Genomic DNA, 3,603 nt, shown 5'->3' on the forward strand with positions numbered 1-3,603 from the left:
AAATTGAAGAATATCATAAGTCGATTAAACAAAATGCAAGTTTAGCAAAATCACCAACTAAAACTGTTCGGTCACAATGCAATCATATTTTTGCATCAATCGTGGCATTTTGTAAACTAGAAACATTGAGTGTAAAAGCACAACTTAACCACTTTGCACTCAAATATAAATTACTTGTGCGGTCAAATCAAATAGCTTTTGAAGAGCTTAGGCGATTAAAATGTTTATGACCTGTGCGTAAGGTGAGTTAACTATATTGAACATTACAAAAGATCAGGTAACTCCAGATGCTTTACGCTCAATTGCGGTATATGACTCAATTCGTGAAGGCAGTATGCAAGAGCACTTTTCAGCACAAAGAATTTGCAAGGAGGGTTACGCAACTGTGGATATTTTTTTTGATGCGGCTAAACGAGAGGAAAACCCTACTTTTATCTTTCATGAACATTGTAATACTATTAAAGGAGGTAGTGCAGAGCTTGCTTTAGAGTTGGCTTAGAAGTAAGAGTGGGGTTTGCTGTTTAACCCCATAGTTTTAAGGTCTAGTAAAAGCAAAATTTGTCAAACAATGCTTTCAGTCAGTAAATGATATAAAAAGCGAGTTTGTTACTTTCTGTGCAAGCGTTTCTCGGGTGAAACTGTGAGTCTATTTTGTTAAATTTACATTTAAATTACTTTAATTTAAAAAAAGTTAAAATTAATCGATAACAAGAAATATAGTTTTAATATATCTTTCTAACGGTTAGTTAAGAAACTTAGGTTCGCTAATTTTTAGAAAATTATCAAAGAGCCCCTGAATATAATCTATAAGAGAGAGTGTGCAAATAATTCCTGAGAAAAAATAAGTATCCGCTGCGAGCCATGGAGTGCTAAGCACGGGGTGAGTAGGCCGAGGTAGGTTCGGGTTTTTAGCAGAGCGGAGTTGCGAAAGGCCGTTAGGTCTGTAGCAAGCGTAACGAGTGTCTAAAAATCTATACGAACCGTAGCACAGTAGTGGAGTGTGCCGATTCAAGGCACGTAACGCTGTGTGACGCGGACAGCCGAGGGTTTATAGTCGTCGCGTTTTGCTCGGCGATTTTGCATCATTGGATGTGCAAAATACCTACCGAGGTAGCGACGCTTACGTTTTTATTACATTGAGCACGATAAAAGGTCTAATGTATATTAAAAGCCCGCTTTTATCCTAGTAGTAAGTGAGAATATTATGAAAGTATTTTATTTTAAATTAGATCCCGATTCCTCTTCAGATGGCCGTAGAATCACAGTATTTAATAAATATCCGATGTATGAATCAACAGGCACAAGTGACAATGTGGGGAAATATCCTAACACATGGTTTCCTTTTAAAATAATTAATCCTACCACCAGACGTGTTTCAGGTGGGCAGATAATATGTGGCCAATTAGTAAAAGCTCATTTTACTGCAGGTGAGAGCCTCGATTTATTGAAATACTTTCCTAAAGGTGTGATTGCAGCATTTGGCAATGATGCAGACTTTCTCAGACGAGCTGGAAATTTAGAGGCCTTGTGTTTATCTGCGTCTCTTGGTGGTGGCCAATGGGAGCTGGAGCGTAGAAAGTCTGGTTTAGCTTATTTAAAGACACACTATCAACATTTACTTGTTGATGATGCTCAGCTTGATCAAAAAGTAATATGGGTATGCGGAGCTGAAGAGATGAATAGATGTCTTGTTACAGAAGGCAGTCAATTTACATTAGTTGAGGGACCTCGTGCCTTTGAGATGAATGTCTTTCCTGAAAATACATATACGCAATGTCAAAACGCAGTAGCCCCTTCCTCTCCGCAGCCATTATTTCAACAGGAGCAGTCTCAACAGAGAAATAGCGATGATCGAAGCGAAGAGCAAGCTAATTGTCTTGTCATGTAAGTAGCTCACTTTACGGTTGGCTTTCGTTTATTTACTGAACCCCATTTTTGAGTGTTCAAATAAGCATAATAATTTGGAAATATACTGTTTGTTCATTAGGGTCTAGCTTTTATAGAATAATTGAAAAAGAGGGAGACTTATTCTGTTAGACGTTGATTTTCTGTCGGCTTACAAAGGCTTTGTGATAATCTTGCTATAGGTAGTTAAGCGGGTTATCTGGGCATTGAGATAATCCGCACTCAAACAAGACTGAAACTAAATTAAGTATGATTAAAATTAAAAAAACTATGGAAATAATTTTGCCAGTAATCGTTAGTTGCTGTACTGAATTTTTGTTGATGTCATTTGTTTTTATATGTTCAAGAAGCAAACCAATCCCAATAAATATTGCGACAAGAAAGAAAAGAATTGCTCCCCATGTATAAAAGTGAATGCCAAATACAGGGTGACCATAACCTAGATCACGGGGCTGAATATGGAGGAATATTTGCCTGACTGAGATGCTAAAACCCAGCAATGTTGTTAGGAGCATGAGACCGTAGTGCGAAGGGCGAGGTCCATAGATGATATTGAGTAGAGCAATACTGCCTAGACCAATAAAACACACGCGTTGTAATAAGCAAAGAGGACAGGGTAGCTCATTGTGAGTGAGTTGAAAGTAAAATGCCATGATTAATAAGATGGATAAGGCACACAGTAATAATGCATTAAAGAAAATGTGTACTTTAATTTCTGTGTAGTTTTTTACCATGATAGTCCTAAAGTATCTGTCGAGTGATGAGCAAACCAAATAAGGGTGAGCATTAGGCAGAAAACAAACTGGCTTTTTATAAACTGAGTTTTTTTAAAGAAAATTTGCAGATAAATTGCGAGGTATATCACAAGCAAGAGTGCCATCATCTGGTATGTCTCCAATTCTATTTGTTTTATTTAAGTTATTTTCTATGGATAAAATACACACGCCTTTTGCTAGTTTTTTAAGGGGCAAAGTAAACAATATTTTTTATATCACCTAAATTTAATAAATTATTTATAGTTAATTATATGCTTGTAAATGATTGGCATATATATTATTTGATAGTAAAGAAATTTTATTGAAAATGCTAGTTTTTTGTGTGGCTAACTTTCTGACCTTTAAAAGTTAAAATGAATAATTTATGACACTTAATTTTAAATGACATTGATTTTTAAATAAAATTTTAATCTGTTTAATTTATAAGAAAATAGAGTATTTGCTACTGAACTTGAAATATTTTAAACTACTTTTTTATATTGCCGGCCAGAGCGTTAACAGCAGGAGTTCTAGTGTTTTTTATCAAAGGGTTAAGGCTTAAGAGTTGATGGTTTGATAGTATATTGATTTTTATAAAATATATGAATGGTTCAGTAGTTAATTAAAGGTTTGCTATGAAAAAAAATTAACCTTAGTGGGGCATGTGGTTTTATTTCCCCCCCTCTTTTTTGCAATTTATTCAGCTTTTGCAAACAGCTTAATAACTCACCTTACGCACAGGTCATAAACATTTTAATCGCCTAAGCTCTTCAAAAGCTATTTGATTTGACCGCACAAGTAATTTATATTTGAGTGCAAAGTGGTTAAGTTGTGCTTTTACACTCAATGTTTCTAGTTTACAAAATGCCACGATTGATGCAAAAATATGATTGCATTGTGACCGAACAGTTTTAGTTGGTGATTTTGCTAAACTTGCATTTTG

The 3,603-nt window shown here is 35.3% G+C and carries 4 protein-coding genes and 2 pseudogenes; 3 read left to right on the forward strand and 3 right to left on the reverse strand.

What is annotated here, in order from left to right:
• The 3 genes and pseudogenes from C200_RS16155 to C200_RS10160 form a co-directional block, all read left to right on the forward strand.
• Nucleotides 1-230 (forward strand): annotated as a pseudogene (locus tag C200_RS16155) (IS701 family transposase); the annotation flags it as partial.
• A gap of 26 nt (nt 231-256) precedes the next feature.
• Nucleotides 257-499 (forward strand): hypothetical protein, encoded by a 243-nt coding sequence (locus tag C200_RS10155; protein WP_032126663.1) that lies wholly within the window; start codon nt 257-259, stop codon nt 497-499.
• Between the two features lie 705 nt (nt 500-1,204).
• Nucleotides 1,205-1,888 (forward strand): hypothetical protein, encoded by a 684-nt coding sequence (locus tag C200_RS10160; protein WP_032126664.1) that lies wholly within the window; start codon nt 1,205-1,207, stop codon nt 1,886-1,888.
• A 193-nt stretch (nt 1,889-2,081) separates the two neighbouring features.
• Here C200_RS10160 and C200_RS10165 read toward each other — a convergent pair whose 3' ends face one another.
• The 3 genes and pseudogenes from C200_RS10165 to C200_RS16160 form a co-directional block, all read right to left on the reverse strand.
• On the reverse strand, nt 2,082-2,639 hold the full coding sequence (locus C200_RS10165; protein ID WP_016212048.1) for a disulfide bond formation protein B: 558 nt from the start codon (nt 2,637-2,639) through the stop codon (nt 2,082-2,084).
• Nucleotides 2,633-2,788, reverse strand: coding sequence for a DUF5993 family protein (locus C200_RS16745; protein WP_395168346.1), 156 nt, complete (start codon nt 2,786-2,788; stop codon nt 2,633-2,635). Before C200_RS16745 ends, C200_RS10165 begins: the two co-directional genes overlap by 7 nt.
• 614 nt (nt 2,789-3,402) lie before the next feature.
• Nucleotides 3,403-3,603, reverse strand: a pseudogene (locus tag C200_RS16160) (IS701 family transposase); the annotation flags it as partial.

The organism is Piscirickettsia salmonis LF-89 = ATCC VR-1361, from assembly GCF_000297215.2.
In the GTDB taxonomy this organism is placed as follows: domain Bacteria; phylum Pseudomonadota; class Gammaproteobacteria; order Piscirickettsiales; family Piscirickettsiaceae; genus Piscirickettsia; species Piscirickettsia salmonis.

Coding starts and splice junctions, on each gene's coding strand:
- C200_RS10160 (WP_032126664.1), top strand. CDS start 1,205: ATGAAAGTATTTTATTTTAAATTAGATCCCGATTCCTCTTCAGATGGC.
- C200_RS10165 (WP_016212048.1), bottom strand. CDS start 2,639: ATGGTAAAAAACTACACAGAAATTAAAGTACACATTTTCTTTAATGCA.
- C200_RS16745 (WP_395168346.1), bottom strand. CDS start 2,788: ATGATGGCACTCTTGCTTGTGATATACCTCGCAATTTATCTGCAAATT.